Origin of the sequence: uncultured Parvimonas sp. (assembly GCF_963524015.1) — a bacterium.
GTDB lineage: Bacteria > Bacillota > Clostridia > Tissierellales > Peptoniphilaceae > Parvimonas.
Genome location: NZ_CAURDT010000002.1, coordinates 235,598 through 261,458, shown reverse-complemented (window position 1 = coordinate 261,458; position 25,861 = coordinate 235,598). Strand labels below are relative to the sequence as shown.

Below are 25,861 nucleotides of genomic sequence, written 5' to 3'. Positions count from 1 at the left end.
ATTATTTAAATTTAGGGGGTAGTATGAGTAATTATTTTGATGAAGTTGCTAAAGTTTGGAATACTGAAGAGAGAAAAAATAGAACTTTTACCATATACGAAAAAATGTTCAAGTATTTAGGAAAAAATCTGAAAGAGAAAAAGGCTCTTGAAATCGGATCGGGAGATGGACTTCTTGCAACTTTATTATCTAAAGATTTAAAACATATTGATTGTATGGATACTTCTTTAAAGATGAGAGATGAGTCTTTAAAGAGAATAAATGAAATGGAAATAGAAAATATCAGTATAAATGATGAAAATTTTTTGGATAATTCGAATGAAAAATACGATATAATTTACAGTTTAACTGCTTTTCATCATATTGTAGATGTAGATGCAGAGCTTAAGTTGTTAAGAAAACATTTGAAAGAAAATGGAAAAATAATTATAATGGATTTAGATACAGTTTCTCCTGACTTTCATAAGGATTTTCCAAACTTTGATGGACATGATGGTTTTTCAAGAGAAGAAATGGAAAATTATTTTAAAAGAGCCTCATTTATTCCGAAAAACTATGAAATTTTATGGAATGGAAGAAGTAAGGACATTGATTTTAGAATTTTCTTAATGGAAGGGATATGTGAAAAATAAAATGAATAAGAACCCCACGATTTCATGATGCTTCGCATCAGGTGAGTTTCTGGGAACCTTGTTGTTTCACAATAAAAAAGCCGAGTTGAAATTTCAACTCGGTTTTTATGTTTAAGAAAATTTTCTATATTAGTTTTTTTCTTTAATATCATTTAAGATATTCTTAATATCTGTTAAGATTTCTTCTTGAGTCGGACCAGCAGGTGCTTCCTCAACTACTTCTTCTTTCTTTCTGCTTAATTTATTCATAGCTTTTACCATCATAAATATACAGAAAGCAATAATTAGAAAATCAATAACATTTTGAATAAATGCACCATATTTAAAAGCAACTTCAGCAATTTCTTTTGATGGATCTGCTGCTTTTAATACAATTTTTAGGTCTGAAAAATTAATTCCACCTGTTAACATTGAAATTAAAGGCATTAGAACATCATTAACTAATGATGTAACGATTTTTCCGAAAGCTCCACCAATAATTACACCGACTGCTAAGTCCATTACATTACCTTTTAAGGCAAACTCTTTAAATTCTTTTAACATAAACATCCTCCTAATAAATAAAATATGATAAAATGTGTTATAATAAAATATAGATACATTATTATTATAATTATCAAATCTAGTATTACCCAATTATATAAAACTTAATCATTTAGGAGATAAATATGTTACAAAAAATTATAGTTAGTAACCGCGCTAGTGCAAAATTTTTTGAACTTTTAGAAAAAGAAAATATTAAGTATATAAAAAGTTTGAATAATGAAAAATTTAATAAAAATTATAATGACCATCCAGACCTTAGTATTGTAAAGATTGATGAAGATATTTATATAGAAAATTCTGTTTATGATTATTATAGTGAGTATTTGAGTGGATTTAATTTAAAAAAAGTGGACGTTTCTAATTTTAAAAATGGAGAGATGGTTTTAAATGTTGCAAAAAATAAGAAATATTTTTTTCATAATGAAAAATTTACCACAAAAGAAATTTTTGAAAAACTAAGATTAAATAGAGAATATGTAAAGATAAATCAAGGTTATGCAAATTGTAGTATGATTTGTTTTGAAAATCATATAATAACAAGTGATGAGGGAGTATATAAAACATTAAAAGCTGAGAATATCGATGTGGAACTTGTTACAAATGAAGGAATTATTTTAAAAGGATATAAAAACGGATTTATTGGAGGGACTTGTGGTTTTGTTTCCGATGATATTTTATTATTTTATGGTGATGTGACAAAATATCGAGATTATGATATAATTAAACGCGTAGCTGATGAAGAAAATGTGAAAATACTCTATCCTAAAGACGAAACTTTTGTCGATTTAGGTGGAATTATTTCACTCTGGAGGTAATTATGGGATTTATTAAACCGAGCAATGTTGTTGGTACTATGGAACTTTTACCAAATGAGCAAATTTTGTTCGACAATGTTAAGAATATAATTGAAGATACTTTTAAAAAACGTGGATTTTTACCAATAGATACACCAGTTTTTGAAAAGAATGAAATTCTTTTGGCTAAAGGCGGCGGAGAAACTACAAAACAAATTTTTAAAATTGATTCTGAAAGCAAGGACATTTCTTTAAGATTTGATCTTACTGTGCCTTTGGCAAGATATGTTGCTCAATATTTTAGCGACTTGAATTTTCCTTTTAGAAGATATCATATAGGTAAAGTTTATCGTGGAGAGAGAAATCAAAAGGGAAGATATAAAGAATTTTATCAATGTGATATTGATGTTATTGGAAATGGAAAATTAGATATTAAAAATGATGCAGAGCTTCCTTATATAATCTATGAAATTTTTTCAAGAATCATTAATGAAAAATTTGCAATAAATTTTAGTAATTTAAAAATTATTAATGGACTTTTTGAAAATCTGGGTATAGATAATAAAACTGATATGCTTCGAATTATCGACAAGATTGAAAAAATTGGTTTTGATAAAGTTGTAGAAGAACTTAAAAATACAGGACTTGATGATAATAGTTTAGAAAAAATTATAGAATTTATAAAAATTTCAGGAAGTAATGAAGAAATTATTGAAAAACTAAATACTTTAAGAATCGAGAACGAACTTTTTGAAAAAGGAGTTGAAGAACTTAAAGAAGTTTATAATTGTATGAAACTTTTTGGAATTCCTGAGGATTTTATAAGGATTAATCTTACAATTACAAGAGGGCTTGATTATTATACTGGAACTGTTTATGAAACATTTTTAGAAAATTATAGACAACTTGGAAGTGTTTGTTCAGGTGGAAGATATGATGACTTGGCGAGCAATTATACAAGTCAGATTTTACCCGGTGTTGGAATTTCTATCGGTCTTACAAGATTGTTCTATCAACTACTTGATAAAAACTTATTTAAAGAAATTAAAACTAATAGTATAGATGCTTTGATTATTCCAATGGAAAATTGTTATGATTATGCTATAAAACTATTGAATAAATTTGAAAATAGTGGTAAAATAATACAAATATATTTTGAGGACGCAAAGATGAAGAAAAAAATATCTTATGCGGACAAATTAAATATTCCTTATATAATCATAGTTGGAGAAGATGAAAAGGTTAATAATACTTATACTGTTAAAGATTTAAAGACAGGAGAACAATCAACGGTTGATTTCGAAGGATTATTAAATTTAATATAGACGTTGAAGTAACGAGTAGGACTTAAGCGCTTTAAGAGAGAATGAAACGTGGCTGGAATTTCATTTAAGAATGCTATTTACCGAAAACTATTACTGAGTCTTTTATTTAATTAAGAAGTAATTAGGGTGGAACCACGAGTCATCGTCCCTACAGTTTTGTAGGGATGAGGCTCTTTTTTTATAGGAGGATAATATGGAAATGATTAAAGTTACATTCCCTGACGGGTCTGTTCATGAATTTGAAAAAGGTGTAAAGATTTTAGATGTTGCAATTAGCATTTCTGAAGGCTTTGCAAGAAATGTTATCGGTGCTGTTATTAATGATGATATTATAAAAGGTTTAAGTGAAACTTTGAAAGAAGATTGTACAGTTAAATTTGTAAAATTTGAAGACAAAGAGGGAAAAGAAATTTTTTGGCATACATCAAGCCACGTAATGGCTCTTGCTATTCAAAGACTATTTCCAGATACAAAATTTGGAATAGGTCCTGCAATAGACAACGGATTTTACTATGATTTGGATTCTGAACATAAATTCACACCGGAAGATTTAGAAAAAATCGAAGCAGAAATGAAGAAAATCGTTAAGGAAGGTTATTCTGTTGATAGAAAAGAAGTTGATAGAGACTTTGCCTTGAAATATTTTGCTGAAAAAGGACAAGATTATAAAATTGATTTAATTGAAGGCTTTGACAAAGATGCTGAACTTTCTTTCTATGAATTAGGAGAATTTACTGACCTTTGTAGAGGACCACATCTTGTTGATGTTAAAAAGATAAAAGCAGTTAAACTTTTAAGTATAGCTGGTGCATACTGGAGAGGTAGCGAAAAAAATAAAATGCTACAAAGAATTTACGGTATAACTTTTGAAAAGAAAAAAGATTTGGATGAATATCTTGAATTTTTAGAAGATGCAAAACAAAGGGACCATAGAAAAATCGGCAAGGAATTGGGAATCTTTATGATTAGCCAAAATGTTGGAGCAGGACTTCCATTCTGGCTACCAAAAGGTGCGACAATTAGACGTGTAGTTGAAAGATATATAGTTGATAAAGAAATTGAATGTGGATATGAACATGTTTATACTCCAATTCTTGCTAATGTTGACTTGTATAAAACTTCAGGTCATTGGGATCACTATCAAGACAGTATGTTTCCACCAATGGACTTAGGAAATGGAGAATTATTAGTTTTAAGACCTATGAACTGTCCACATCATATGGAAATTTACAATAATGATGTTCATAGTTACAAGGAATTCCCTATAAGAATTGCTGAACTTGGAATGATGCATCGTTATGAAATGAGTGGTACACTTTCAGGATTACAAAGAGTTAGAGAAATGACTTTAAATGATGCTCATATCTTTGTTCGTCCTGATCAAATTAAGGAAGAATTTACAAGAGTTGTAAATTTAATGAAATCAGTTTATGAAGATTTTGATATAAAGAATTTTAGATTCAGATTAAGTTACAGAGATCCTGAAAATAAGGAAAAATACTTTGATGATGATGAAATGTGGAATAATGCTGAAGCGATGCTTAAGAGTGCAATGGATGACTTAGGATATGAATACTTTGAAGCAAAAGGAGAAGCTGCTTTTTACGGTCCTAAACTTGATGTTCAAGTTAAGACTGCAATTGGTTTGGAAGAAACTCTTTCTACAATTCAACTTGACTTCTTATTGCCGGAAAGATTTGACTTAACTTATGTTGGAGAAGATGGAAAGAATACTCATAGACCTGTTGTAATTCACAGAGGAATTGTTTCTACAATGGAAAGATTCGTAGCTTATTTGATTGAAGAATATAAAGGAGCGTTTCCAACTTGGTTAGCCCCTGAACAAGTTAAGATTTTACCTATTTCTGATAAATTTAATGACTATGCAAATGAATTACAAAAAGAATTTGCTAAAAAAGATATAAGAGCAGTCGTAGATGACAGAGCAGAAAAAATCGGATTAAAAATCAGAGAAGCACAACTTGCTAAAATCCCATATAGTTTAATCGTTGGAGAAAATGAAGTAAACGAAAGAACAGTTTCCATTAGAAAACGTGGAGAAGGGGATAAAGGTTCAATGAAATTCGAAGCATTCCTTGATAAAATTTTGGAAGAAGTAAATTCTAAAGTTGTAAAATAGTAAAAAATTGTAAACAAAAAAGCTATTGAAGTTTTACTTCAATAGCTTTTTTTGTGAAACAACAAGATTTTTACTAACCCATCCAATAAGATACATCTTGGTAGGTCTTATTCTTATTGAGATAACCCTATGTAAACAATTAGAACAAGTGGGTTAACTGTGTTAACATCATTATTAATGCTATGAAATTATTTATAAAATGACCAAATATACAAGGTAACAAAGATTTTGTCTTTTCGTATATTAAACATCCTATAAAACTTGGAACTATATACAATGGAACTAAATACAATCCGTCATGAATCATCGCAAATATAAAAGCGGAGATTAATGCCGGTATAAATATTCTTAAAATTTTTCCTTGATCATGAAAAATTTCGTGAAAAAATGTAAATATACCATATTTAAATACAATTTCTTCTCCAATTGGAGCTGAAAATAATAGATTTATTATTAATAATATCTTATTATATTGTAAAGCTCTGAAAATGCCTTGGCTATTTTCACTTTTAAAACTTAGTCCAAATAGTCTATAGGCTTGTGAGATGATAATATTCCACAAAATCATAAATATGCCTAGTCCAACTCCGAGTAGCAGTAATTTTACTAAAGTAGCTTCAGATTTTTTTGTTGAAATACTATCAGTTCTTTTTCTACTTAATAAAACGCCTATTATAAATGTTATAAGTGTTGTAATTGAAATTACTACACTTATAAATACATCCTTAAATATTTCTTCATCTTCCAATATAAATTTATTGTTTTGAAAGAACTTTATTGCGATTGGTGAATTCATCATACTTCTAGGATAATCGCCATCTACTAAAAAGAAAAAAATTATCGCAGCAATAATAAACGGAGTTATAAAATAGTTTATAACTAAAATTAAAGATTTTAAATTAAACCTTTTTGTTGCACTATCCGAACTTGATAAATTTACATTTTCTATAGAATTATCCATCGCTTCCACCTATTATTCGTTATCCACACCTTTTTCTTTTGAGTATTCAACTAGATTATCATAATTTTCCTTTGAAATTATAATCTTACCAGTTTTTCTTGAAATACAATTTCTATCTATTAATTCATTCAAATATCTATACATTGTTCTTTCATTAATTCTCAAATAGTCCGAAATTACTTTTTTTGTTAGAGTAATTCTCACAGGAAATTCTACATCGACACATTTTGATAAGAAAAATTCAATTAAGTTTTTCTTTCTTCCATAATTCTTAGTTAAATCGAATGTAGCAATGGAATGTTTTGCAAAATCTAATAAGAAATGGTTGTAAATTTTTAGAAGTTCAATACTTTCAGCTTCTTGTTCAAATCTTTCAACAGGAATTCTGATAAGTCTTGTATCTTTAAAAAATGCAACACTCTTGTAGAAATCGTGTTTATTATCCATAAATTCAAGTAAACCAAATATAGAAGTATTTGTTATATGATTAAAAACAATTAATTCACCAACTGGAGTGAAATGAACAACATTCGCACTTCCTCTAACTAACAAATATAAATAATCCAATTTGTCGTTTTCTTTTATTATTACAGTCTTTTTCTTAACTTTAAGAACAGTAAATTCTGAATATAATCTTCTGTCAGTTTTTAAATCAAAAGTCTTATCTATCAAAACTTTTCTTAACAATGTAACCAATTTACTCTCCATTAATGTCCCTCCTTAATATTATTGTACAATAATATTATAATATAAAAATGACAAAAAATAAATAGAAAAATGCAAAGATTGTGAAAAAAATTTTAGCGAAAAATGTTATATTTTGAATGTTTTCAGTGCAATAATATCAATAAAAACGATTGACAATCGAATGGCATATATGATAATATAATAGTTAAGAGAGATGCTTTTAAATTAAGTAATTTTTGTTAAAAATACTCTCGAAATATAATTAAAAATCAACACTATTATTTTATGTTTTTGGTCTCATAATACTAAAGAAATTATGTAGAATACTATTATTAGAAAAAATTCTATAATTCTAGTATTTGTATCATTTACAGTTGAATAGATAGTTTGAGTTAAATTATATTTAATAAAAAGTTGATATTACTATTTTCATTAAAATCGTTTCCTTTTTAAATTCTATAATAAATATATATTGTATTTATATTTATTTGACTGTTTTTGTAAATTTAGTAGTAAATATGTTTGAAACTATGAATAATGTTACAGGTGATATAGTTTGTACTTACAGCGTTGCAAAACTTTCAGGTTTGGTTGATGAAGAAGAATAAAAAATATAATATTTTATAATTAATCAAAGGGTCAATGAATTCTCATTGACCTTTTTTTATGAAAAACTATGAATAGATTTGTTAGTGAAATTTTAATTAGGGTATATTCTATTGGAACAATATTTATGTACATATAGAAGGAGGTGCGTTTTGAAAGAACAAGTTGGAAAAGTGTTCTCCATAGCTAAAGATAATAAAGCACTAGAAGGATGTACAATATCAAAAGAAGTACATGGAGGAGAAAATTACATAGCATATTTTTCTATGGCAGAAGATACAGATATAAGTGCAGAATTATTCCCTTATTATAAGCTGTTGATTGTAGCAGAGGGAGAGCTTGAAGTATATGGATTTTCTGAAAATATTAAAATAGTAAAAGTAGGAGAATGTATTGTAACACCGATTGAAATTCCTGTAGGAATGAAAACAAAATCAGGAGCAATTTTTACCGAAATTGCTATAAAAAAGGAGGACTTTATGAATAAGTTAGTAAAAGCTGGAGAAGTTTTTAAATTAGGAGAATTACTACAATACCAAGAAGGTAAAATTGTAAATATGGACGTAGTCCACAATGATAAAATGAAATTTGTATTAATGGCATTTGATGCAGGAACAGGTTTGTCAGAACACTCAGCACCGGGAGAAGCAATAGTATTTGCATTAGACGGCGAAGGAATCATAGGTTATGAAGGAACAGACCATGTAATTAAAGCAGGTGAATGCTTCCATTTTGCAAAAGCAGGAAGACATTATGTAAAAGCCGAAAAAAATTTCAAAATGGCTTTACTTTTGACTTTGGAATAAACAGAGAAAATGTTAAAATAAATTAAAACGACCGTATGGTCGTTTTTTGTTTAAAATACAGTGGTTTTTTATATTTAAAAAAGTCGTAATCTAGAGCCGATAAAAGTTTTTTGTTTTTTTCAAAAAATCTCAAAATATTTTCTTAAAAAAGACAAATTACAGTATCATTTTGGGGATTATTCATATATAATATGGGTAAATAGTAAATGACTTTTTGACATAAAATTGGAGGTATTTATGATTTCTAAAATAAAAACATTGGAAGAAGCTAGAGAATTATCAATGAATATAATTAAGGCTAAGGATTTAACTTATGAGCAAAAGACTTCTCAACTTGCAAAGCTTGCAGAGAATTTGAATGATTTTCCTGAAAGTTCAGTTAATGAGAGAATTTTTGAAATTTCTGAAAATGGAGGTTTCTGCGATTTGTGGGAAGGTCATGCACCTTATGCACCGAGATACATTTGCCCTAATTACCAAAAACTTTTGGATGAGGGCTGTAAGTTTTTACGTCTTGAGAAGGCTGAAACTTTACTTGATGCTATTAATAGTTTATTGATTTTTTATCATCATGTTCCTTCTATAACTAGATATCCAGTTTATATTGGGAAAATTGATAAGCTTTTAGATCCATTTATTACAGATAGAGAAGAGGCTAAAAAATTAATTAAATGGTTCTTAGTTTCTTTAGATAGAACAATTAATGACAGTTTTTGCCATGCAAATATTGGTCCTGAAAAGACTGTTGCAGGTGAAATTATTTTAGAATTACTTCCAACTTTAAATAATGTTACTCCAAATATGACAATTCTTTATGATGAAGATATTACACCTGACGATTTTGGAGAAAAGGCAGTTTATGCATCTCTTTTAACTGCAAATCCTGCTTTTGCTAATGATAAATACTATAGAAAAGATTTTAATGGAGATTATGCAATAGCAAGTTGCTATAATGGTCTTCCAATTTCAGGTGGAGCATTTACTCTTAGCAGATTAAGACTTGGTTCTCTTGCTAGAAGTTCAAGTTCAAAAGAAGATTTCTTTGACAGAGTTTTACCTGAAGCAATAGATTTAATGTGTAATTTCATGGAAGGGAAAATCAGATTTTTAGTTGAAGAAACTCCTTTCTTTGAGGAAAATTTCTTAGTTAAAGAAGGTTTTGTTGAGTTAGATAGATTTGTTGGACTTTTTGGAGTTGTAGGACTTCATGAATGTGTTCAAAAACTTTTAGAGTTTGAAAGTAAAGATTTAGTTTATGGAAAAGACGATTACGCCAATGATTTAGGGATAGAAGTAATGGATTTTGTAGAAAATAGAGTAAATTCATTCGAAAGTAAGTATTCTACTTTCTGGAATCATAGATTTATGCTTCATTCACAAGTTGGGGCACAAGATGATATGGAAGATAGTGCGGGTGTTAGAATTAGAATAGGTAAGGAAATTCCTATGTATGACCATATTAAACATTCAGCTTTATTCCATAAGTATTTTCCATCAGGAATTGGCGACCATTTCCCATTTGATGAAACTGCAGAAAGAAATCCATCAGCTGTTTTAGATATTTTCAAAGCAGCATTTAAACTAAATATGAGATATATTTCTTGTTATGGAGATAGTGGAGATTTGATTCGTGTAACAGGATATTTAGTAAAGAAATCTGATATGCAAAAGTTTATTGACGGCGAAACAGTTAGTTATGATACTGTTCAATATGCAAGAGAGGCTTTTGAAAAATATCATTTATTAGAACGTAAGGTTAGAGATGTCAAATAAAGGAATTATAAATAAAATAATAGATATGTCGGTAGTAGACGGACCTGGAAACAGGACGTCTATTTTCCTACAAGGTTGTAATTTCAACTGCTTTTATTGTCATAATCCTGAAACTATTAAACATTGTATAAATTGTATGGAATGTATTCCTTCTTGTCCAACAAAGAGTTTGACGAATGTAAATGGAAAAATAGTTTGGAATGATAAGACCTGTATAAATTGTGATGAATGTATAAGGGTTTGTAAACATCTTTCAAGTCCGAAGATATACAATTGGACAGTTGAAGAAACAGTCGAAAGAATAAAAAAGAATATGCCTTTTATTAGAGGAATTACAGTTAGTGGAGGAGAATGTACTCTGCAACATACTTTTTTAACTTCTCTTTTTAAAGAGGTTAGAAAACTTGGGCTTACTTGCTTTGTCGATACAAATGGCGGTATTCCTTTAAAAAAACTTCCTGATTTTGTAGAAGCTTCTGATGCTTTTATGCTTGATATAAAGGCTTTTGACAATGAAGAACATCTTTTTATAACTAAAAGTAAGGTTGATGTAGTTTTAGAAAATGCTGATTATCTTGCAAGTATTAATAAACTATTTGAGATAAGGACTGTAACAATTGCCGGAATGGACAATAGAACTACAGTTGATAAAATTACAAAGATGCTTTCCAAATACATAAAAATGGGACATAAAATTAGATATAAAATCATAAAGTACAGAAAATATGGAGTTAGAGAAGAATACAGTATGTTTTCTGCTCCAACGGATGATGAAATGGAAGAATTAAAAGAAATAGCGCTTCAAAATGGATTTGAAGATGTTATTATAGTATAATCAGTAATATAAAAAAGAACTATGTGTTAAGCATAGTTCTTTTTGCATAAAAAATATTAATGTATAGGTGATTTAGAATAAGATATATCTATTATACTTTAAAGTCATTATATGATAAAATAATGTTGTATATTTATTTATAAACGGAGGATATTTATGAAAAATAAAAGCATATTGGCTTTAGCATTGCTCTGTGGATTTTCTTTTTCACAAGTAAGTTATGCTGATAGTGAAACCGTGATTTACAACAAAGATGGAATTGCCGTAAATTTAATCGCTGATGGCGAAGGAACTTTTAAGATTTCTGTTGAAAACAAAACTTCAAAAGACATGGTTGGAGTTAGAGTAAAGACAGAAGATATAAAAGGCCTTAAAATTATTAGTGGAAAAGAACTTGAAATTGGAGATATAAAAGCTGGAGAAAAGAAAGTTTTAGAAAATGAAAAGTTACAATTTGAAGTTGTAGAAGCTATCAAGGATGGAGTTAATAAAGGTAAACTTGCTAAAACTGGAATCTCTGGAGTTTATAAAATCAATGTAACAATAGCAGTTGCAGGAATTATTGGAGTTGTTTGCGTATTAGTTTCTAAAAAGAGAAATGCAAAAAAACTACTATCTATTGCAGTTGGTACAGGCATTTTGATGTCTTCAGTTTTTGCTTATAATTCAAATGCAGATGGAATTTATAAAAATTCTGCTGATTTATCCGGAAAGATTGAGATAAAAGGAAAAACTTATGATTATGTTGGCGTATTAATGTGGAATGATGCGTCTTCAAAAGTAGATGAAAATAAACCAAATGAAAACAAACCTGACGAAAACAAGCCAGATGATAATAAACCTGATGAAGAAGATAAAGTTGTTGAATTTGAAGATAAAAATTTAAAACAATTCATTCTTGATAAGTTACATGCCTATGAAGGTGAAGATAGCTTTGAAGCGGAAATGAACGAATACAATTTCAAACTTAATGATAAATCATATAGAAAAGATAAGAATTCAAATGAAATTTATAAGAGCGATTTAGAAAAAATTGAATCTATAGGAATCAGAGGAATGGATGCTGCTGAAGAAAATCTTATAGAGGTTAGCAGTATCAAAGGACTTGAATATTGTAAAAATTTAAAGACTCTTACAATTTCATCCGGAGAAATTCCTGATGATAATGAAGAAATTAGATATTCTGAGGGTGCTATTAAGGATTTAACACCACTTGCTGGACTTAAAAATCTTGAATTGTTAAGACTTTCTCATAATGAAATTTCTGATGTTTCTCCACTAAAAGATTTAACACAATTGAAATTCTTATATATTTCACATAATAATATTTCTGATATTAGCTCATTGAAAAATCTTACAAATTTAGAAAATTTTGATTTTGCAGTTAATAAAGTGCTTGAAATGAGTATTGTTAAAAATTTTAAAAAGTTAACTCTTTTTGATATCTATTCAAATAAAATTTCTGATATCAGTTATGTTAAAGAGCTTGAAAATTTAACTTATTTAAGAGCAGATAACAATAATATTGAAGATATTGATGCTTTGAAAAACTTAAAATTATTGGAAAATTTAGATTTAGGAAATAATAAAATAAAAGATATTTCTGTAATAAATGGATTGACAAAACTAAATAAATTGAGTTTAAAGGGAAATAATCTAGATAGTTTTAAATTGAATAAACTTACAAAACTTGAAGATTTGAATCTTGAAAATAATAAAATTTCAGATATTTCGTTTTTAAAGGATATAAATAAACTTACGAGTTTAAATTTAAATAAAAATAATGTAGAAAATATAGATGCAGTTAGTAATTTAAAAGATTTAATCTATTTATATTTAAAAAATAATAAAGTTTCGAATATTGACGCTTTAAAATCTTTAAATAAACTTTCAACTTTAACTTTATCTAATAATAATGTTTCTGACATTTCTGCACTTAAAGATTTGAATGAACTTTCAAGTCTTAAACTTGATGGAAATAAAATAAAAGACTTTTCGCCAATAAACAATAAAAAGAGTATATTTGAGAAAGTTATTCACAATCAAAATATTGATTTAGAAAATGTTGAAGTTAGTGAAAAAACTTTTGAAATTGACAATGTATTTGTAGGTCTTGAAAAGATTGCTAAAGGTGGTAATATTAAGATTAGCACTGATAATAAAAATATGTCAGTAAGCTTAGAAAATGGAAAACTAAAATTCAGTTTAACTGATGATATTTTCAATAATATTTCAGATAGTGGATTAGAATTAAAAGTTAAGTTTGAATTTGAAAACGAAATGGATTATGCAAATAATCCTACTATATTGAATTTGAATGTAAAATTAGTAAAACCAGCTAAAAAATATGTTGAAATTGAAGATGCAAAACTTTTAAAGGTAATAAATAAAAATTTAGATAAAAATAGAGCTGATAATCAAAAAGTTACGATTGAAGAAATGGAAAGTTTAACAGAATTATCAATCTTTTTAAAGGAAGATGGAAGAGCTGATTTTAGTGAAAATGCAAAATATTCAATACTTGGAAAACCAACAAGTTTAAAAGGAACCAAGGATTTTAAATTTGCTGTTACAAGAGGTATGAAGAGCATTAAAGGCTTGGAATATGCAAAAAATTTAAAGAAATTGAAATTAAATGAAAATGAGATTTCAGATATTTCTCCACTTAAAAATTTAACTAAATTGGAATATTTGGAAATTCAAAGAAATAGAATTGTTGATATAAATCCATTAAAAAATTTAACTAATTTAACATTTTTGAAATTATATAACAATTTAATTGAAGATATAACACCTCTTTCAAATTTGACAAATCTAACAGGATTGGATTTGCATTATAATGTAACTGTTGAAGGAAATGAGAGTCATAAAATAATATCCAAGGGAATTACTGATATTTCTGCTTTAAAAAATTTGAAAAACTTAACATTCTTAGATTTATCAGCTAATAGAATAGAAGATGTTTCAATTCTTAAGGATTTTGATAAAATAGAACACTTGGATTTTTCAGGAAATAGAGTTAAGAATTATGAAGGACTTGGAAATTATATTGCTGAAAGATTGGAAAAAGCTTTAAATGAAGGTATTGGAAGTATTCAATTCTCAGGACAAGGGATTAACTTTGGATTAACTGTTGAAGTTAAGGGAAAAGAAGTTTCTTTTGTAACTCCTTTTAAAGGAATTAAGGAGGTTGGAAATTCATTAGCTAAAGCATTTGGGGAAGATGAAGTGATAAATCTTTTTGACGAAATAAGTTCAGGAGTAGAAGGAATTGAAGCTAGTTATGATTTAGCTACAAACAAGATAAATCTAACTTTTTCAGATGAAGTTATTGCTAGATATAAAGGAAAAGAATTAGATCTAAATTTAAAAATGTCATATGATGAATATACTTGGACATTAAAAAATATAAAATTAAAATTTGTTTCAGAATAAAATTAGAATAGAAAAGGGGACTTGTAAGTCTCCTTTTTCTGTTTTTTACTGTTATAAAAATACTTTTTATGATATAATAATTATAGCTTTATGCCTTATGATAAAGCCATAATTATTTCATCATAATAACAAAATTTAATTATCAAAAAGAAATTATGATTTAATTAAATGTAATTTATAATATGAAATTAGGAGGGAAAATTTGTTAGAGATTATTTTAAATTCTTTAGAAGAATGTGATAACTTTTCTAAAAGATTTTCGAAAACTTTAAAAAATGGCGACGTGATTTCTTTAATTGGAGATCTTGGAGCTGGGAAAACAACTTTTACTAAATTTTTAGGGAAAAATTTGGGAATTGATGAAGATATTACTTCTCCAACTTTTAATTTAGTTAATTTATATTCTGGGAAGTTTGAGTTTAATCATATGGATTTATATAGAATTGATTCACCTGAGGAACTTTATCAAATAGATTATGAAAACTACTTTTATCCTGATGGTATAACAATAATAGAATGGGCTGAAAACGCCGATTATTTATTACCTAAAAATTTAATTGAACTTGAAATTTTAAAAATTTCTGAAAATTCAAGAAGGATTGTAATTAAAGGAAAAAATAAAAGAGAAATAGAAATTATAGAGGAATTAGAATGAAAATTTTAGCGATAGATACTTCAACGACTCATAGTTCTTGTGCTGTTATGGAGGATAATAATATTGTTGGAGATTATAGTATTAATCAAAGTATGAGCCATAATGAGATTTTGCTTGTTATGGTTGATGAAATGCTTAAAAAATTAAATATTGATATAGAAGAGATAGATTTGTTTGTTGCAGTTACTGGTCCGGGGTCTTTTACAGGAATAAGAATAGGGGTTACGGTAGTAAAGGCTTTAGCAATGGCTTTAAATAAGCCGATAGTTGCTGTAAATACATTAGAAGCTCTTTCTTTTGGAGTGTATTCAGATAAAAAGAAAATTCCTTTAATTGATGCTAGAGGAGAAAGAGTTTATTACGGAGTTTATGAAGGGATAAATAATACAAATATAGTTGCTCCTGCACTTTTAACTATTGATGAGCTTTTGGAAGAGATTTCAGATAAAGGAGAATTTGTTTTTGTAGGAGATTGCGTTAATTTGTATAAAGATAGAATTTTAAAAAATAAGAATTTTGAAATTACTCCTGCTTGCTTAAATAGTTGTATTTCAAGAAATGCCTGTGTTATTGGTAAACATAAATTTGAAAGTGGAGATATTTCAGATTGTTTTAATTTAAGTCCTGAATATGTAAGACTTTCACAAGCTCAAAGAGATATGGAAAACAAAGGTAAGTAGATGATTTTATATAGATATGCTGAAAATAAAGATGTGTTTGATATTCTATCTTTAGATAATGAAAATTTTTCCAACAATTTTGAAGAAGCGTTTTATTTAGAATATATACAAAATCAAAGAGTCATTGTAGCAGAAAAAGAAAAAAATGTAATTGGATATATTCTATTTAATCAAATTTTAGATGAAGCTGAAATATATAAAATAGTTGTTTCTAAAGATTTTAGAAAAAAACAGATAGCTTTTAAAATTATGGAATTTTTTCAAGATGAATTAAAGAAAAATGATGTTAAAAAGATATTTTTAGAAGTTAGAAAAAATAATATTCTGGCTATTAATCTATATAAAAAATGTGGATTTATAGATATTAGGGAGATTGTTGACTACTATAGCAATCCGAAAGAAAATGGAATTATGATGTTAAAAGAGGTAGTTTGATGGATGATATAAAAATTATGGCGATAGAGAGCAGTTGTGATGAAACAAGTGTTGCTGTCGTCAAAAATGGAAGAGAAGTTATTTCTAATGTAATTTCTTCTCAAATAGATATGCATAAAAAGTTTGGGGGAGTAGTACCTGAGGTTGCAAGTAGAATGCATTTAGAAGTAATCAATAATATAGTAAGAGAGGCTTTGGAAGAAGCGAAAATTACTTTAGATGATATAGATGCAATAGCTGTAACTAAAGGTCCTGGTCTTGTTGGAGCTTTGCTTGTTGGAATATCAGAAGCAAAGGCATTATCTTATGCTTGTAAAAAACCGCTGGTTGGAGTAAACCATATGAAAGGACATATCTGTGCGACTTTAATAACTCATAAAGAGCTAGAGCCTCCATTTATTTGCCTTTTAGTTTCCGGAGGACATACTTATTTAGTACATGTAAAAGACTATAATAATATGGAAGTGATTGGAAAGACAATTGATGATGCCTGTGGAGAAGCTTATGATAAGGTTGCTAGATGTTTAGGAATGAATTATCCAGGTGGACCTGAAGTCGAAAGACTAGCAAAACTTGGAAATGATGAAGCGATAGATTTTCCAAGAGTAATGCTTGATAAAAACAGCTATAACTTTAGTTTTAGTGGACTTAAAACCGCTGTACTCAATTATTTAAATAATAAAAAACAAAAAAATGAAGAAATATCTAAAGAAGATGTATGTGCAAGTTTTCAAAGAGCAGTTTTTGATGTGTTGATTTATAAGACTGAAAAACTAATGAAAGAGAAAAACTTAGATACCCTTGTCGTATCAGGAGGTGTATCTGCAAATAATACTCTAAGGGAAGAAATAAATAAAATGTGCGAAAACAATGGTTTTAAATCATATTTTCCTGATAAAATACTTTGTACAGATAATGCAGCTATGATTGCATCATCAGGTTATTATGAGTATATATCAGGTGTAAGAAGTGATTTAACATTAAATGTTGAGCCGAATTTAGAATTGTAAAATTATAAAAAAATTTTTTAAAAAAGTGTTGACAATGAAAAAAATAAAGTGTATAATATTCGAGTAACTGTTTGAGAGATACCGTTCAAAGAATGATTTAATCACATTAAAAATTTCAAAAAGGTATTGACAAATCACAAGTTATGATATATAATTATTAGGCAGTCAATTTTAGAGTAAGATTGATTGATGAGGCCCCATGGTCAAGCGGTTAAGACATCGCCCTTTCACGGCGGTAACCCGGGTTCGAATCCCGGTGGGGTCACCATTTTATTTTAGTAGGTTTATTGGTAATATTTGGGCGCATAGCTCAGTTGGGAGAGCATCTGCCTTACAAGCAGGGGGTCATAGGTTCGAGCCCTATTGTGCCCACCAAATATGGCCTGGTAGTTCAGTTGGTTAGAATGCTAGCCTGTCACGCTAGAGGTCGTGGGTTCGAGTCCCATCCAGGTCGCCAATAAATATGCTGGTGTAGCTCAATTGGTAGAGCAACTGACTTGTAATCAGTAGGTTAGGGGTTCAAGTCCTCCCACCAGCTCCAATCTACTTTTAGTAGATTATATGGAGGAGTTCCCGAGTGGCCAAAGGGGACGGACTGTAAATCCGTTAGCTGCGCTTTCAGTGGTTCGAATCCACTCTCCTCCACCAATTGAATTTTTGTTAAGACCATAAAGTTTGAGTTTATATGCGGGTGTAGCTCAGTGGTAGAGCCCCAGCCTTCCAAGCTGGTTGCGAGGGTTCGATTCCCTTCACCCGCTCCATTTTGCACCTATAGCTCAGCTGGATAGAGCAACGGACTTCTAATCCGTGTGCCAGAGGTTCGAATCCTCTTAGGTGCGCCAACCTTTGGGGTATAGCCAAGTCGGTAAGGCACTAGACTTTGACTCTAGCATTCCGCAGGTTCGAGTCCTGCTACCCCAGCCAATTTTATGATTCATTAGCTCAGTCGGTAGAGCACCTGACTTTTAATCAGGGTGTCCGGGGTTCGAATCCCCGATGGATCACCATTCATGGAGAGGTATCGAAGTGGTCATAACGAGGCGGTCTTGAAAACCGTTTGGGTTCACGCCCACGTGGGTTCGAATCCCACCCTCTCCGCCACAATGGAGAAATACTCAAGTGGCTGAAGAGGCTCCCCTGCTAAGGGAGTAGATCCTTTACGGGATGCGAGGGTTCAAATCCCTCTTTCTCCGCCAATAATTTGGGCCTTTAGCTCAGTTGGTTAGAGCGCCCGGCTCATAACCGGTAGGTCCCGGGTTCAAGTCCCTGAAGGCCCACCAAATTATCTGAAGATATTTCTATTTTAGAAATATCTCTTATTTTATAGAGCTAAAAAGGATTGGTATTGTAGGGGTATAGTTCAACGGTAGAATGTCGGTCTCCAAAACCGCTGATGAGGGTTCGATTCCTTCTACCCCTGCCATTTACATAATATAAAGAAATCATAATATTAAATATGCCCAGATAGCTCAGTCGGTAGAGCAGAGGACTGAAAATCCTCGTGTCGGTGGTTCGATTCCGCCTCTGGGCACCAGATCTGTAATTCGAGAAATCTGTTACGGATTGCTATTATTTTCCTGCTTAAGCAGGATTTTTTTACTCATTTTTAGGTAGTTTTATAATTTTAAGCCCGGATAGCGAAAAGTCGGTATAAGAGAGTAACCAAAATATCGAGATGAAATCGAAGATATTTTGAGTTAACATCTTAGTTTAGTGCGAAGCACGAGAAGATGAGTTATGAAAAGCTAAAACAGTGAAAATCTAAAAAAGTAAATAAAATAAAAGTGCTAATAAATAATTATCAGCTGGAAGAGTCAGAGGACTGAAAATCCTCGTGTCGGTGGTTCGATTCCGCCTCTGGGCACCAGATCTGTGATTCGAGAAATCTGTTACGGATTGTTATTATTTTCCTGCTTGTGCAGGATTTTTTTTACTCATTTTTAGATTTTTTTAAAACAAATATAAAAGCTGTTGATTTATTCAACAGCTTTTATATTTCTCTATCTTGTAGTTTTAGGTTTTTTCTAAATTCTGTAGGTAACATTTTTTGATATTTTAAGAAATTACGATTAAATGTTTTTACTGTGTTATATCCAACTTCAAATGCAATATCAGTTATTTGCATATCTGTTTTTAGCAATAATTTTGTAGATTTGTTAATTCTTACAAAATTTAAGAAATTCTTAAAATTTTTCTCTACATAGTATATAAATAGTTTATTAAGTTCTATTAAAGATATTGAAAAATCTTTGCAAATTCGTTCTAAGTCAATATCATCGCTTGAATTTTTTACTACATAGTTTAATATTCTGTAAAATTTTCTTATATTTTCTATTTGGCAAATTTGTGAAACTCTTTGGAAAGTTTGTCTGTATTTATTAGGATTTTGTCCCGTTCTTGCTGTAAATACTTTTGAAAGATGAGAACGGTCTGAAAATCCCGTTATTTCTGCTATTTCTTCTATGTCCAAATCTGTATATAATAGCATATCCATTGTCTTTCCAACTCTCATCTCATTTATTAAAGTATTAAAAGAAAGACCAGTTGTTTCTTTTACATATCTATTTATTGTCGATTCACTTAAGAAGAATAATTTTGAGATAGAAGAAATGGTTAGTTTTTCGCTTAGGTGAGCATGTATATATCTAAAAATATTGATTTTATCAAAGTTTTCATCAATCCTTTTTGTTTTTTGTGTATCCTCATTTTGCATTCTTCTATATGTAATAATCAAGTCTATTATTTTATTTAAAACATAAGCTGAAGAAATAGGATTTTCATTCTTATTATATAATGTAGAATCTTCTCCTAATTCAGCTCTTAATAAGTCAAAAACATTAGAAAAATATTTAAATTGTTCATTTGTACATTGGATTACAGGCTTATCATAGAACGAATTAATTAAACTTAGGTTTTCAGCATCTACATTGTAAAATGATTTTATTATTTTATTTGCACTATCAAAATTGTATTTTAGAATAAAATATTGTATAGTTTTTGAAACTTCAATAACTTCAGTATATTCCCAAGGCAGAATACATACTAAAGTTCTGTCTTTTATTTCATATATATTATTTTGAATTCTCATCTTTGCAGTGCCTTTTTTTATTAGTAAAAATCTAGCAGATTGATGAAAAAGACCTTTTGTTGGAGATGTTATTATTTCTCTGTCTATACTATACATACTTTCTTCATTTATATATGAATTAGCTTTGTTTTGTATTTCAATTCCTTTTTGTTTACTCATAAATACCCCTATTACAAATATGATAAGTTGTTTTTATATGTACACTATAAGTATAAATCATAATCGAATTTATGTAAAGATAAAAATATAAAAAATGTCTTTTTGCAAAATATTGTATTTAATACAAGCATTTTAAAATTATTATAAAATAACAATTAGATAATATCAAGATATATTAATCATTAAAAGACTATTTATTTATAAATTAGAGTAAAAATAAGTCGTTTTTTGTTGTATAAAAATTTTTAAATTTCAATTTGTAAAAAATAAATTTATAAAAAAATTATGTTGACATATACAGAGCTATCATAATCCTTAAATATAGCTAAATTTATGATGATAAAATAAATAGAAAGTAATACAAATTTTATTAAATAAAATGTCCTGAATTTTTTATAAGATATAGTATAATAAATATGTATTGAATACGTTTGTCGTATCAAAAAATTTTTTTAAAGGAGAAATGTTATGAGCAAAAACTTAAGAGGAAGAAATTTCCTAACATTATTAGACTTTACAAGTGATGAAATTCGTTACCTTTTAGATCTTTCAAGAAATTTTAAAGATTTAAAGAGAAGTGGAACTCCTCACCGTTATTTAGAAGGAAAAAATATAGTATTATTATTTGAAAAAACTTCAACAAGAACTCGTTGTTCTTTCGAAGTTGCAGGAATGGACTTAGGTATGGGAGTTACTTACTTAGATCCAGGTTCTTCACAAATGGGTAAAAAAGAATCTATTGAAGATACTGCAAGAGTTTTAGGAAGAATGTATGATGGTATTGAATACAGAGGATTCAGCCAAGAATTAGTTGAAACTTTAGGAGAATATGCTGGTGTTCCAGTATGGAATGGTTTAACTGATAAATTCCATCCAACTCAAATGTTAGCGGACCTTTTAACTATTGAAGAAAAATTTGGATATTTAAAAGGATTAAACTTTGTATATATGGGAGATGCAAGAAACAATATGGGTAATTCACTTATGATAGCTTGTGCTAAGATGGGTGTAAACTTTACAGCTTGTGCTCCAAAAGAATTATGGCCTGAAGAAGAATTAAGAGAAAAAGCTTTAGAAATCGCTAAGGCTACTCATTGTACAGTAAGATTCGAAGAAGATGTTAAAAAAGGAACTACAAATGCTGATATAATCTACACAGACATTTGGGTATCAATGGGTGAACCAGACGAAGTTTGGGCTGAAAGAATTAAATTATTAAAACCATACCAAGTAAACAAAGAAGTTATGGCAAACGCTAAAGAAACTGCTATCTTTATGCACTGCTTACCTTCATTCCACGATCAAAAAACTGTTATCGGTAGACAAATTTTTGAAAAATTTGGTATTCCTGAAATGGAAGTTACTGATGAAGTTATTGAAGGACCACAATCAGTTGTATTTGATGAAGCTGAAAATAGAATGCATACTATAAAAGCAGTTATGTATTCTACTTTATGGTAAGAGGTACAAATGGGAAAGAGAATAGTTGTAGCTTTGGGGGGTAATGCTTTAGGCAATACCCCTTTAGAGCAATTAGAGAAAGTAAAAATAGCCGCCGATATAATTTCTGATTTAGTTAAAGATGGAAATGATGTTATAATCGGACATGGAAACGGACCTCAAGTAGGAATGATTAATTTGGCAATGGATTATTCAGCAAATGGAAAGGAAAAAACTCCTTTAATGCCACTTGTTGAATGTGGAGCTATGAGTCAAGGATATATAGGTTATCATTTACAACAGGCTTTAGGTCAAGCTTTTAAAGAAAAAGGAATTAATAAAACTGCTGTTTCTGTTGTAACTCAAGTTGAAGTTGCAGAAGATGACAAGGCTTTTGAACACCCAACTAAACCAGTTGGAATGTTCTATACAAAAGAAAAGGCGGATGAACTTGCAAAAGAAAAAGGATTCACTTTTGTTGAAGACTCAGGAAGAGGATACAGAAAAGTTGTTCCTTCACCAAAGCCATTAAATATTGTTGAAATTGATGCTGTTAAGAAAATGGTTGATGCTGGACTTGTAGTTATAACTGTAGGTGGTGGCGGAATACCAGTTGTTAAGAAAAATGGTAAATTAGTAGGAATTGATGCTGTAATTGATAAGGATAAATCAAGTGCAAAACTTGCAGCAGATTTAGATGCTGATTTTCTTTTAATTTTAACTGCTGTTGATAAAGTTTGTATTAATTTCAATAAACCTGATCAAAAAGAATTGGATGAAATAAATGTTGAACAAGCTAACAAATATATCGCAGAAGGACAATTTGGCAAGGGAAGTATGCTTCCAAAAGTTGAAGCTTGTTTGGAATTTGTAAATGGATCAGAAAATAGATGTGCCATTATTACTTTACTTGAAAAAGCATCAGATGCTGTAAAAGGTCTTACAGGAACTAAAATAGTTAAGTAGGAGGGCATTTTGAACAATATATCACATAGAACAAGTTTTTTAGCAAAAGTTGCACTTTTTATTGTAGCGATTTTATGGGGGACTTCGCTTACTGTAGTTAAAAGTGCAGCAGATGTACTTAAACCGAACTTTCTTTTAGGTGTTAGATTTACCATAGCAGGAATTGTTTTAGCAATTGTTTTTCATAAAAAACTATTTAAAGCTAGGAAAGATGAATTGGTTTCAGGAGCTATTATTGGAATATTTTTATTTATGGCTTATTCCAGTCAAACTTTGGGGGTTACATTTACAACACCAGGACGTAGTGGATTTTTGTCAGCGTCATATTGTGTAATTGTACCTTTCTTATATTGGATAACTAACAAAGTTAGACCTGACAAATTTAATGTATCTGCCGCAATTTTTTGTATAGTTGGAATATTTTTTATTGCTATGGCAGGAGAGAGTGGATCTATTTTTAATTCAAGTTGGACAGCGATTTATGGAGATGCACTTGCACTTTTAAGTGGACTTTTGTTTGCAGGCCATATCGTTATGGTTACAAAATTAGGAGTTGGAAAAGACCCTTTTGTGCTTACAATTATGCAATTTTTAGTTGCGGGGGTTCTATCTTGGATAACTACATTTGTTTTTGAAAATAATGCTGGAATGCAACTTACATTAAGACCAATGCTTGAAGTTTTATATCTTTCTGTAATGTGTACTGCTGTTGCATTATTATTACAAAATTTAGGACAAAAATATACAGATCCAAGTAGTGCAGCTATAATATTAGGTTGTGAGTCAATTTTCGGGGTTGCTTTTCCAGTTGCACTTGGAATTGAAAGTTTAACTGTTAAATCAGTTATTGGTTTTTGTTTGATTTTTATTGCTATAATAATTTCAGAAACAAAATTATCTTTCATATTCAAAAAGAAAGACAAAGAAATTGAAAACAAAGTTTAGAAGTCTTAGGACTTCTTTTTTGTTGCAAAAAAATTGAAATTCTTGATTAAATAAGAGTGTTACATATAATCTAGGGTAAATACTAAATATTGACTTTTATGCTTTTGTATGCTAGTATAAAAACAAGTTTGAGGGCATTGAGTATGTCCTTTTGTCATATAGGAGGGAATATGATTAATATAGATGTTTTATTGATTTTAAATTGTATAGTATATGTCCATGATTTTGAAAAAGACGATGTACAAGAAAAATTAGTTGGGAAGAATATATTTGAAATATTTGATTTTATTAGAAATATAAAGGATGAATCAGGCAATTATCCCGGAGAAATACATGAAAATGAGTTTTTAAGTATTTTAAATACAGTAGATCATAATAGAGCGATTTATGAGAAAATAAAAATAGTAGATGTTGATAATTCAGTTTATGGAAATGCTTCAGGTAGTGATAGGGTAGTAAATGTAACTTTTCAGTTTGAAGACAATTTGATTATAGTTTATAAAGGAACCGCTGGAGATTACGAATGGAAGGATAATGTAGAAGGAACATATAATATAACAGATACAAAACAACAAAGAAGAGCATTAAGATACTTCGATGAAATGGTTAAAAAGTTTAAAGACATAAAAAATATATATGTTTCGGGACATTCAAAAGGCGGAAATAAAGCTCAATATATTGGAGTTTTAAGAGGAGATATGTCTAAACTTAAAAATGTTTATTCCTTTGATGGACAAGGATTTAATACAAATTTTATAAACAAGTATAGTAAAGAAATTGAAAATAATAAATATAAAATTTTTAATATATGTAATGAATATGATTATGTAAATATCATAATGCATTCGGTATCTAATAAGATTTTTATAAAATCTATTACAAATGTCGGAAATGAAGATAATAGATATTCTAAAATTGTTCATAGATTGGGAGGGGTTCATTCTCCATACTCAATGTTTAAAAAAGAAAATGGAATTTTAACCTTAAATGATGTTGTTGAGCAAAGTGAACTTATGATAAATTTTGAAAAACTTTTTGAATTCTATAATGCTAATATGGAGGAAGAAGATAATAAATTTATGTATTATAGGATGTCATTATTAATGATGGATTCTGGTAAAGAAGTTTTCGGGACAGAATGTCCTACTCCTCCAAAGGGATTTTTTAAAAGATTTTCAAAGCTTACTAGGGAGTTTACAAAAAACGAGAGTGAACTAAATTCTTCTCAAATCATAAGACTTTTTAAACCTATTTTTTCAGATATAGGTTCTATAATAATAAAAGGGAAAATTTCAAACTAAGGATTTAAAAATATATTATTTTAGTTTTTTAAAAACTGCTCATTTAGAGTGGTTTTTATTTTTTTACTTATGCTTTATTTTTGTCGTATATTATAAATTATTTTTGTGAAAAAAATTAGAAAAATGTTGACTTTTATATATATAAATGTTAAAATATTTAGGTACATTTAATAATGTATAGTTATGTGCATTTTTAAAAAAAGATATTTAAGGAGGTGAAGAAATGCCAACTATTAACCAGTTAATTAAACAAGGAAGACAAAAAGCTGTAACTAAATCAAAAGCACCAGCATTAAGTTTCAATTTTAATACTCTTAAAAAGAGAAGTACTGCTAGTGAATCACCACAAAAAAGAGGTGTATGTACAGCTGTAAGAACTGTAACTCCTAAGAAACCTAACTCAGCGTTACGTAAGGTTGCCAGAGTTAGATTAACAAACGGAATGGAAGTTGCAGCTTATATTCCAGGTATAGGTCATAACCTTCAAGAACACAGCGTTGTGCTTATTAGAGGGGGAAGAGTAAAGGACCTTCCAGGGGTTAGATACCATATAATCAGAGGTACATTAGATACTGCAGGAGTAGCTAACAGAAAACAAGGAAGATCTAAATACGGAGCTAAAAGACCTAAATAATTAAACTG

Annotated in this window: 21 protein-coding genes and 15 tRNA genes; 32 read left to right on the top strand and 4 right to left on the bottom strand. The window is 29.1% G+C overall.

Annotated features, from left to right (window positions below; translation table 11 throughout):
- The first annotated feature begins 23 nt into the window (after positions 1-23).
- Positions 24-632, top strand: coding sequence for a class I SAM-dependent methyltransferase (locus RWJ08_RS04125; RefSeq protein ID WP_313961164.1), 609 nt, complete (start codon positions 24-26; stop codon positions 630-632).
- A gap of 129 nt (positions 633-761) precedes the next feature.
- On the opposite strand, the gene mscL is transcribed toward RWJ08_RS04125, so the two are convergent.
- Positions 762-1,175 (bottom strand): large-conductance mechanosensitive channel protein MscL, encoded by a 414-nt coding sequence (gene mscL / locus RWJ08_RS04120; RefSeq protein WP_083816251.1) that lies wholly within the window; start codon positions 1,173-1,175, stop codon positions 762-764.
- A 125-nt stretch (positions 1,176-1,300) separates the two neighbouring features.
- Here mscL and RWJ08_RS04115 point away from each other — a divergent pair, with 125 nt between their 5' ends.
- The 3 genes from RWJ08_RS04115 (at position 1,301) to thrS (ending at position 5,437) form a co-directional block, all read left to right on the top strand.
- Positions 1,301-1,993, top strand: coding sequence for a DUF6873 family GME fold protein (locus RWJ08_RS04115; protein ID WP_313961163.1), 693 nt, complete (start codon positions 1,301-1,303; stop codon positions 1,991-1,993).
- Between the two features lie 2 nt (positions 1,994-1,995).
- The gene (gene hisS, locus RWJ08_RS04110) at positions 1,996-3,297 is read left to right on the top strand and encodes a histidine--tRNA ligase (RefSeq protein ID WP_313961162.1); all 1,302 of its coding nucleotides are present in this window, start codon (positions 1,996-1,998) and stop codon (positions 3,295-3,297) included.
- 193 nt (positions 3,298-3,490) lie between these two features.
- Positions 3,491-5,437 (top strand): threonine--tRNA ligase, encoded by a 1,947-nt coding sequence (thrS, locus tag RWJ08_RS04105; protein ID WP_313961161.1) that lies wholly within the window; start codon positions 3,491-3,493, stop codon positions 5,435-5,437.
- Between the two features lie 139 nt (positions 5,438-5,576).
- Here the strand turns inward: thrS and RWJ08_RS04100 are convergent, their stop codons facing one another.
- Positions 5,577-6,398: a CPBP family intramembrane glutamic endopeptidase gene (locus RWJ08_RS04100; RefSeq protein ID WP_313961160.1), complete on the bottom strand. Its 822-nt coding sequence runs from the start codon at positions 6,396-6,398 to the stop codon at positions 5,577-5,579.
- A gap of 12 nt (positions 6,399-6,410) precedes the next feature.
- Positions 6,411-7,106 (bottom strand): Crp/Fnr family transcriptional regulator, encoded by a 696-nt coding sequence (locus tag RWJ08_RS04095; RefSeq protein WP_009354786.1) that lies wholly within the window; start codon positions 7,104-7,106, stop codon positions 6,411-6,413.
- Positions 7,107-7,843: 737 nt separating this feature from the next.
- Between RWJ08_RS04095 and RWJ08_RS04090 the strand changes: the two genes are divergently transcribed.
- The 23 genes from RWJ08_RS04090 to RWJ08_RS03980 all read left to right on the top strand — a co-directional run bounded on the left by RWJ08_RS04090 (position 7,844) and on the right by RWJ08_RS03980 (position 19,187).
- On the top strand, positions 7,844-8,497 hold the full coding sequence (locus RWJ08_RS04090) for a cupin domain-containing protein (RefSeq protein WP_313961159.1): 654 nt from the start codon (positions 7,844-7,846) through the stop codon (positions 8,495-8,497).
- A gap of 237 nt (positions 8,498-8,734) precedes the next feature.
- Positions 8,735-10,270 (top strand): YjjI family glycine radical enzyme, encoded by a 1,536-nt coding sequence (locus tag RWJ08_RS04085; RefSeq protein WP_313961158.1) that lies wholly within the window; start codon positions 8,735-8,737, stop codon positions 10,268-10,270.
- Positions 10,260-11,105: a YjjW family glycine radical enzyme activase gene (locus RWJ08_RS04080; RefSeq protein WP_313961157.1), complete on the top strand. Its 846-nt coding sequence runs from the start codon at positions 10,260-10,262 to the stop codon at positions 11,103-11,105. The genes RWJ08_RS04085 and RWJ08_RS04080 overlap by 11 nt, the downstream gene beginning before the upstream one ends.
- A 156-nt stretch (positions 11,106-11,261) precedes the next feature.
- Positions 11,262-14,540, top strand: coding sequence for a leucine-rich repeat domain-containing protein (locus RWJ08_RS04075; RefSeq protein ID WP_313961156.1), 3,279 nt, complete (start codon positions 11,262-11,264; stop codon positions 14,538-14,540).
- A 202-nt stretch (positions 14,541-14,742) separates the two neighbouring features.
- Positions 14,743-15,195: a tRNA (adenosine(37)-N6)-threonylcarbamoyltransferase complex ATPase subunit type 1 TsaE gene (tsaE, locus tag RWJ08_RS04070; protein WP_313961155.1), complete on the top strand. Its 453-nt coding sequence runs from the start codon at positions 14,743-14,745 to the stop codon at positions 15,193-15,195.
- Positions 15,192-15,875, top strand: a complete 684-nt coding sequence (tsaB, locus tag RWJ08_RS04065) for a tRNA (adenosine(37)-N6)-threonylcarbamoyltransferase complex dimerization subunit type 1 TsaB (protein ID WP_313961154.1) — start codon at positions 15,192-15,194, stop codon at positions 15,873-15,875. The genes tsaE and tsaB overlap by 4 nt, the downstream gene beginning before the upstream one ends.
- Complete coding sequence (gene rimI, locus RWJ08_RS04060; protein WP_313961153.1) at positions 15,876-16,310, top strand: ribosomal protein S18-alanine N-acetyltransferase; 435 nt, start codon at positions 15,876-15,878, stop codon at positions 16,308-16,310.
- On the top strand, positions 16,310-17,320 hold the full coding sequence (tsaD, locus tag RWJ08_RS04055; RefSeq protein ID WP_313961152.1) for a tRNA (adenosine(37)-N6)-threonylcarbamoyltransferase complex transferase subunit TsaD: 1,011 nt from the start codon (positions 16,310-16,312) through the stop codon (positions 17,318-17,320). The genes rimI and tsaD overlap by 1 nt, the downstream gene beginning before the upstream one ends.
- Positions 17,321-17,513: 193 nt before the next feature.
- Positions 17,514-17,588 (top strand) — tRNA-Glu (locus RWJ08_RS04050).
- Positions 17,589-17,619: 31 nt separating this feature from the next.
- Positions 17,620-17,695 (top strand) — tRNA-Val (locus tag RWJ08_RS04045).
- A 5-nt stretch (positions 17,696-17,700) separates the two neighbouring features.
- Positions 17,701-17,777: transfer RNA gene (locus RWJ08_RS04040), tRNA-Asp, on the top strand.
- 8 nt (positions 17,778-17,785) lie between these two features.
- Positions 17,786-17,861 (top strand) — tRNA-Thr (locus tag RWJ08_RS04035).
- A 22-nt stretch (positions 17,862-17,883) separates the two neighbouring features.
- Positions 17,884-17,968: transfer RNA gene (locus tag RWJ08_RS04030), tRNA-Tyr, on the top strand.
- A 39-nt stretch (positions 17,969-18,007) separates the two neighbouring features.
- Positions 18,008-18,081: transfer RNA gene (locus RWJ08_RS04025), tRNA-Gly, on the top strand.
- Positions 18,082-18,085: 4 nt separating this feature from the next.
- Positions 18,086-18,162, top strand: a tRNA-Arg gene (locus RWJ08_RS04020).
- A gap of 5 nt (positions 18,163-18,167) precedes the next feature.
- Positions 18,168-18,244 (top strand) — tRNA-Gln (locus RWJ08_RS04015).
- Between the two features lie 7 nt (positions 18,245-18,251).
- Positions 18,252-18,327: transfer RNA gene (locus RWJ08_RS04010), tRNA-Lys, on the top strand.
- Between the two features lie 5 nt (positions 18,328-18,332).
- Positions 18,333-18,421, top strand: a tRNA-Ser gene (locus RWJ08_RS04005).
- 4 nt (positions 18,422-18,425) lie between these two features.
- Positions 18,426-18,516, top strand: a tRNA-Ser gene (locus RWJ08_RS04000).
- A 7-nt stretch (positions 18,517-18,523) separates the two neighbouring features.
- A tRNA-Ile gene (locus RWJ08_RS03995) sits at positions 18,524-18,600 on the top strand.
- Between the two features lie 69 nt (positions 18,601-18,669).
- Positions 18,670-18,743, top strand: a tRNA-Trp gene (locus tag RWJ08_RS03990).
- A gap of 35 nt (positions 18,744-18,778) precedes the next feature.
- Positions 18,779-18,854: transfer RNA gene (locus RWJ08_RS03985), tRNA-Phe, on the top strand.
- A gap of 260 nt (positions 18,855-19,114) precedes the next feature.
- Positions 19,115-19,187, top strand: a tRNA-Phe gene (locus RWJ08_RS03980).
- A 123-nt stretch (positions 19,188-19,310) separates the two neighbouring features.
- Here RWJ08_RS03980 and RWJ08_RS03975 read toward each other — a convergent pair.
- Complete coding sequence (locus RWJ08_RS03975; protein ID WP_293440711.1) at positions 19,311-20,567, bottom strand: AraC family transcriptional regulator; 1,257 nt, start codon at positions 20,565-20,567, stop codon at positions 19,311-19,313.
- A 468-nt stretch (positions 20,568-21,035) separates the two neighbouring features.
- On the opposite strand from RWJ08_RS03975, the gene argF reads away from it, so the two are divergent.
- The 5 genes from argF (at position 21,036) to rpsL (ending at position 25,853) form a co-directional block, all read left to right on the top strand.
- Positions 21,036-22,028, top strand: a complete 993-nt coding sequence (gene argF / locus RWJ08_RS03970) for an ornithine carbamoyltransferase (RefSeq protein ID WP_009354542.1) — start codon at positions 21,036-21,038, stop codon at positions 22,026-22,028.
- 9 nt (positions 22,029-22,037) lie between these two features.
- Positions 22,038-22,973: a carbamate kinase gene (gene arcC, locus RWJ08_RS03965; RefSeq protein ID WP_281703228.1), complete on the top strand. Its 936-nt coding sequence runs from the start codon at positions 22,038-22,040 to the stop codon at positions 22,971-22,973.
- Positions 22,974-22,982: 9 nt separating this feature from the next.
- Positions 22,983-23,918 carry a DMT family transporter gene (locus RWJ08_RS03960; protein WP_009354601.1) on the top strand — a complete coding sequence of 312 codons (936 nt, stop codon included), beginning with the start codon at positions 22,983-22,985 and terminating at the stop codon, positions 23,916-23,918.
- Between the two features lie 170 nt (positions 23,919-24,088).
- The gene (locus RWJ08_RS03955) at positions 24,089-25,219 is read left to right on the top strand and encodes an Mbeg1-like protein (protein ID WP_293440706.1); all 1,131 of its coding nucleotides are present in this window, start codon (positions 24,089-24,091) and stop codon (positions 25,217-25,219) included.
- A 223-nt stretch (positions 25,220-25,442) separates the two neighbouring features.
- Positions 25,443-25,853, top strand: coding sequence for a 30S ribosomal protein S12 (rpsL, locus tag RWJ08_RS03950; RefSeq protein WP_009355082.1), 411 nt, complete (start codon positions 25,443-25,445; stop codon positions 25,851-25,853).
- The last annotated feature ends 8 nt before the right edge of the window (positions 25,854-25,861 follow it).